This is a genomic window from Leptospira inadai serovar Lyme str. 10 (genome assembly GCF_000243675.2).
Classification (GTDB): domain Bacteria; phylum Spirochaetota; class Leptospiria; order Leptospirales; family Leptospiraceae; genus Leptospira_B; species Leptospira_B inadai.
This window is the reverse complement of the sequence record NZ_AHMM02000020.1, coordinates 1-5,671: the sequence shown is the minus strand read 5'-3', so window position 1 is coordinate 5,671 and position 5,671 is coordinate 1. Positions and strand designations below refer to the sequence as shown.

Sequence of the window (5,671 nt, the reverse complement as noted above, 5' to 3'; positions counted from 1 at the left end):
CACTTTTCTCCTGCCGGGATTTAGCTCCATTGTCCCAAACTAAACTGAAGGTTTACTTGTAGCGAAGCCTTGCCGGACGAATCTATTTTTAGGGTCAAAAATTCAGACCCTACCGACGAAATGCTGTTTGAAACAGATTGAGGAACTTCTACAAAGCCCTCTTCTTTTTGCTGAATCTTAGCTCGCCTCTCCCAGTGGTAACGAAAGGCCGAGTATTTTAGTCCTTTCTTTTTGCAGTATTGCGGTCGCGAAAGTTCACTTTTTGAAAATTCCTCAAACTCTTGCTGCCAATCTACATTTGTTCTGTTCATTAAAAATAGTTTAGCACGATTGGCCGAGGAGCAAAAGGTGGGCTTGATTAGGCGCTTACGTGTTTGCACCTCTAAACTGATTACTAAACGTAATGTCTCCCGTATTCGAGAAGTTTAAGAATGCTCCGCCAAGACTACTCCAACCTTTTTGTTCATTACTTAAGTTAGCACCTACGTTTACTACACCCGTATCGCTCGCTGATACGTTCAGTCCTAAATTATTACTTCCTGATTTTGCAAAGGTAAAGCCTCCGTTTCCTGAATAGCTTCCATTACTAGCATTATAACTAACTCCAACGTACGATCCATTGGTACTCGGAAGGTTTACATTCACGTTTAGGTTTAATCCACTTCCTGGAGTAAATGAGAAGCCTCCATTCAGTCCATACTGAGTTCCTCCCACCTTCTGTATCGCTCCCGTTACTCCACCTCCCCAGCCCCCGGCCACTTCCTGTTGACCGGTTATGATATTTGCGTTTTGGTGAGGTGTATAGCTTACATATCCCGATACCGGAGTTTCTGTCGCCATCGTGGCTGCACTGATGACTCCATTCGCAAATCCTGCTACCGCTCCGTTCGTCCCTCCAACTCTACTTCCCACATACGTTTGGGTTGCTATATTGGCCCTACTGCTGTTAGCATCATTGCGCCATCTGCCGTGACTGCTGCTCCGGTGGAGAGGGCAGTGGCCGCCTCGAGTAATGGAGCTCCCGCTCCTCCCGAGAGTCCTGTGATGATTGCAGCAGTTACAATCGCCACTCCTTGTGCTGCATCTTCCAGTCTCTGGTTTGCCGCATTTTTTCTAGCGGCTTGTTGGTTCTCGTACTGTTCTAGTAATTGTCCGATCGCGTGTGGATCTGCTCCTCCAAAATTAGGAGATAGCATCTCACCGATCGCATCAAATACCTTGTCTCTCGTAGCCTGCTTGATTTGTTGGCTCAAGCTTACATTCCCGGTATTTGCCTCTCCCTTCGCTTTCGAAGGTCGATCGTATGTTGAAAGTCTGATGATTGTTTGTAGATGCTTTTATTATCGCTTGCGGATATTACACCTAAGTCGTGGCCTAGATCTCCCAGTGTCTTCATGACCCCACCGGCAAACTTAGCAACCGTACTCTCGAGTCCACCGTGCAATAGCTGTTGGTCGGCTTCGAGTAAGCCTCCGGTGGCTAAGTTTGCAGCATCTAGCAGCAGTTTGTCCCGATTCAGTTCTTGCTTTCCTTGTTGTCTTTGCACAAACTGTTCAGCCATCTTAGCATACTGATCGATTTGAGCCTGGGACCAGCCATTGGCCTTGCCGTACTGCTGTACTACAAACCCCGCGCTACTCACCTGGTCTGCCTTGTACTGAGTCACTGCATCCTTATTGCCCTTTAGCTTGATATCATTGATTGCGATTCTAGTAGCATCGTTAAAGTCTTCTGCCTTAGATCCCGAGATTACGTGTAATCCTGCTAGCCCCGTAGAGATAGCATGGGTCAAAGCTCCCATTCCCTCCGCAAGAGGTCCTTCGAGGGAGGCTGCCATCGTGTTCAGTTCGTTTCCGATTCTTCCTAATGACAAGGCAGGTCCCGTCATCCCTAGTTCCTGCTTCGCTGATTTGTTTCTCATCGCATCCACGGCGTATTGTGAGAATTGTTGGATCACTGTCGGATCCCAGCCGTTCATCTTCCCGAACTCTGTAACTGCGAGTCCGTAGGCCTGGAATTTATCGTTCTTATATTTCTGGATATCCGCTTCTTGTCCCGGATACGATACATCCATAATTGCCTTTGAGATCCCACTCAGTCCAGGGATATTACTCATGATCTTGAGATCCGCTCCTGCGACTAGGCTCATGCCTCCGCTAGCCAAGATATTCCCTACGTTTGTAAACGAATTGTTAATCGAATGCTGTGCGTTCTTAGCTGCTATCTTATCCTGCCAGGCTCCTGCTAAAAAGGACGCTGCTTCCGGTGATAAATCGAATGTATTCGAGAGAGCTGTCGCTATCAAGCTCTGGGTCGCAGACTTGACTTGCCCTTTCACCCAATCTCCCGTACTCACTCCGCCTAGTAATACGTTCTTCGCATAATCTGCGATTAAGGACGCTGTTTGCGCTTTGTTCTGCGCGTCTGTTTGTGCAGCCGAGAGCAGCATCGAGTCTTGTTTGTCTATATACCCGAGTCCGCCTGTCATTTCTTGCGCCATTTTTTGTAAATTGGCCCCGCTCATATAGTCTTGTAGATTCGTAAAGGCGGAACTCACCAGATTTCCCACCGACGATGAATCGAATATGTTAATTCCAGTGCCCGACTGCCCTACACTAGGTCCAAGAATTCCGCCTTTACGGGTCGAACCGTTAGGGTCATCAACTCTCACTGTCGTATTCTGGGAATCCAAGGCAACCACTCCAGGAGCCGCAATCGTAAACTGTCTTTGTGTTGTATCGTATTTATAATTGCTCGAGTCCCCCGCGTCCCCGCCGGTCAGTGATGACGTCCCCGTATGCATATTCTTCGTGAGTGTGATCGATCCATCTGCATTCGCTACCACGCTCGTGTATTCCTTCGTCGTATACGATGAGCAGGCCGCGTTTGCAAGTCCTTGCCCGCAAGTCGAGTTGATAAAACTCTGCAACGTGATCCCGTTTCCGTTCGCATCCCGCTTCTTATTTCCGTCTATATCCGCTATGTATTGGTTTCCGTCTTTTCCAGCCTTACCTGTATAGATCGTATCTCCATTTGCTTTTAGTAACTGGCCAAGTCCGCTATCCGTAAACGTTAACTGACTCGATAGATTCCCTACCATTCCGTCTACATAGCTCATTCTACTATTCAATAATGCAGTATTCGCTGCGCTTAACAAGGACACGTTCTCCGCTGCGTTGATTCCGTTTTTCTTGGCCGCGCCCCTCAACCTACTTTTCATTACAGTGCCTTCAGCTTTCTCTCTTCGGGTCAGGCTCTCCACTTCGGTCAAAAAATCGCATCCGCGATTTTTGTGACCCCGTGTCGATCCTTCGCGGGGTGTGAAAGGAGATTTTGTCTGTAAGTTGCGAGCTTGCATTTTAATTTTGTGATTCAATCCTTTTCGTTTTTGCACTTCGAGTCGTAAATTTACCTTTCCGGCTTATCTTTAAATAAGCTTCGAATTACCCACTTCCTCTGCTTTTCGTTGAACGCGAGTCCTAAACCATATTCAAATCCATCTGAAAATAAACTAAACCAAACACCATCACCATTTTTTCCGTTCTCTCGATGACCAGTATTGATTAACCTAATGACTTCTTTTACTGAGATATTCTTATTTAAAGCCTTCAGTTTACCGTCCAAAAAACGGCCATTAAATGTAGCATCAGTATCCCCAATATTGCCACTAAATCTGCTGTTTTCGTCACAAAAAACCTGTAACGTCGACAAATCGGACGAGTCTGTTAGGGCAGCTACAAGTTTATTTATAAGCTCATTCGCCATTTTAATTTTATTCTCTTTCGTATACAAAATAACTTCTGGCTCATTTTCATTCTTACTACGTATTTTCTCGCAAGAAAATTGTAAAAAAAAGAATAAGGTCATTAGCGGGAGTATTACTTTTTTCATTTTATTTCCGCCCCCTTTCTACAAATTTAGCTCCAAGTGTAAATGGTTGCTATGTAAAATTCTATTTGGATTTGTATCCCATTTTATCTCTAAATTTGGTAAACTGTTTTTATCAAAATATTCCCGAACTGCTGGATCATTAAATTTGATAAATCCACTTAACCCTTCCGGCATATTAGCAGAAATAGTCTTAATCAAATCGATAGTTTTTTGTAAATCATACCGTGATCTCGGCTGATCGTAATTTGGCTCTAATCTAGATTTATATCCGCGTCCGCCATCTGTTACAGGATAAGCGATATCCACTTGATTTCCTTTATGATGGTGATTTACAATATCTATCCCATTTGCATTTGGATCACCTCCGCCGGTCTTATAACCTAAATCGTTCAGGCCGATAGGATCATTAGGATAAGATTTTTGCCAGGCGCTAATGGTATTCTTTAGAGTATCGACGAGCTCTTTCTGACCATATTTGTGCTCCATAAAGGTACTTTGAGAAGCTACGTTATAGAAACCGTTACCTTCTTCTAAGAATTGATACGGCACTCTTTGATTTGTTTTTGTATATGGATCCGACGTTACAACATTTGAATTACCTCCAGCATTTGTAATCTTATCCAAGAATCCCGCTACATTATCACTGATTCCTTTCAAGAATGAAGCAACTTTCTCAGGTGTCAGACCCCGACCTGCAAGTAACGAATCTTTCTGCTGATTCACAGAATCTGTATTTGCCGGTGCTGCACTTATCGCTGCCGCAGCCCTTCCGGCGCGATAGTCCATAACTTTCTTTTTAAGTTCCGTTATGTCGTAACCTTGATCTGCCATATTCTTTAATCTGATATCTGTAGCTGCTGGAGATTCCTTAGCCCAAGCATCCCAAAATTCTTTTTCAGTTTGCGGTGATGGAATAAGCCCACTAGTAATAGCTCCATCAAACATAGTATCATTGCTATTGTCAGCTACCCAACTTCCCTGACTATCTTGAGCAGCCTGAGCTTCATCATCCTTTTTCGTCAGCGCATAACCTAGATCCAGAATATTCTTACCTGCCTGCTCATCCGAGTTCTGTGGCCAAGAAGACCGGTCGTTTAACGGATCATTAACCGGAATGTCTGTATTGTTCTGCTGGTTTAAATTGTTAATAGCATCTTGCAAACGTTGACCAAAGGCTCCCTCATTACCCGAATCAATTGCATTCTGTTTGATTTCATTAAACGCTGCTACGATCTTCTCGTTGCCGTTTGGATCAGTATGTAAATTTGCTATCTCTTCGGGGGTAAATTCTCCCATCTGGACTAGGATATCTCCGTATGTTTTAGATAGAGCTGCTTCCCGATTCGCGGCATCTGCTACATTCTCTTGAACTACCGACGTTAAGAAATCAGTACTAAAGCTACCGTTGATGCCTAACGGTCCAAACGAGTGGGTATCCGTGTTGTAACCCACACTGACAGTGTTTGCGTAAGCGCCTAATCGAGCACAGGTATAGCGAGTTGCGGCAGATCCTGATAAGAAAGACTCCTCGGCTCGCTTTCCCAAGAGGTAAATAGATCCCGCAAATACGCATAAGGATCGACTCCCGCGAGCTTTGCAATTTGAACTAAAGAATAAAATCCTGCACTTGCAGTCGCTCCTTCCGGACAACCGGAGAAGAGCCAATTTTTTTCTCCGATCACAAAAGGACGAATATCATTCTCGACCAGATTCGTATCCAGTTGCAATTCCCGGACGATCCAAAAAGATAAGCAGTTTTTCCCATTGATTAGCGAGATAA

At 44.7% G+C, this 5,671-nt stretch carries 3 protein-coding genes and 2 pseudogenes; all 5 read right to left on the bottom strand.

The window, feature by feature from the left end:
* Positions 1–20 precede the first annotated feature (20 nt).
* Positions 21–311 (bottom strand): IS66 family insertion sequence element accessory protein TnpA, encoded by a 291-nt coding sequence (tnpA, locus tag LEP1GSC047_RS22180; RefSeq protein WP_039935021.1) that lies wholly within the window; start codon positions 309–311, stop codon positions 21–23.
* Between the two features lie 55 nt (positions 312–366).
* A pseudogene (locus tag LEP1GSC047_RS13110) lies at positions 367–3,220 on the bottom strand (TIGR04388 family protein).
* Positions 3,221–3,408: 188 nt separating this feature from the next.
* Complete coding sequence (locus LEP1GSC047_RS13105; protein ID WP_039935012.1) at positions 3,409–3,891, bottom strand: hypothetical protein; 483 nt, start codon at positions 3,889–3,891, stop codon at positions 3,409–3,411.
* Between the two features lie 18 nt (positions 3,892–3,909).
* Positions 3,910–5,343 (bottom strand): TIGR04388 family protein, encoded by a 1,434-nt coding sequence (locus tag LEP1GSC047_RS22175; protein ID WP_010415199.1) that lies wholly within the window; start codon positions 5,341–5,343, stop codon positions 3,910–3,912.
* A gap of 23 nt (positions 5,344–5,366) precedes the next feature.
* Positions 5,367–5,671, bottom strand: a pseudogene (locus LEP1GSC047_RS22395) (IS66 family transposase); the annotation flags it as partial.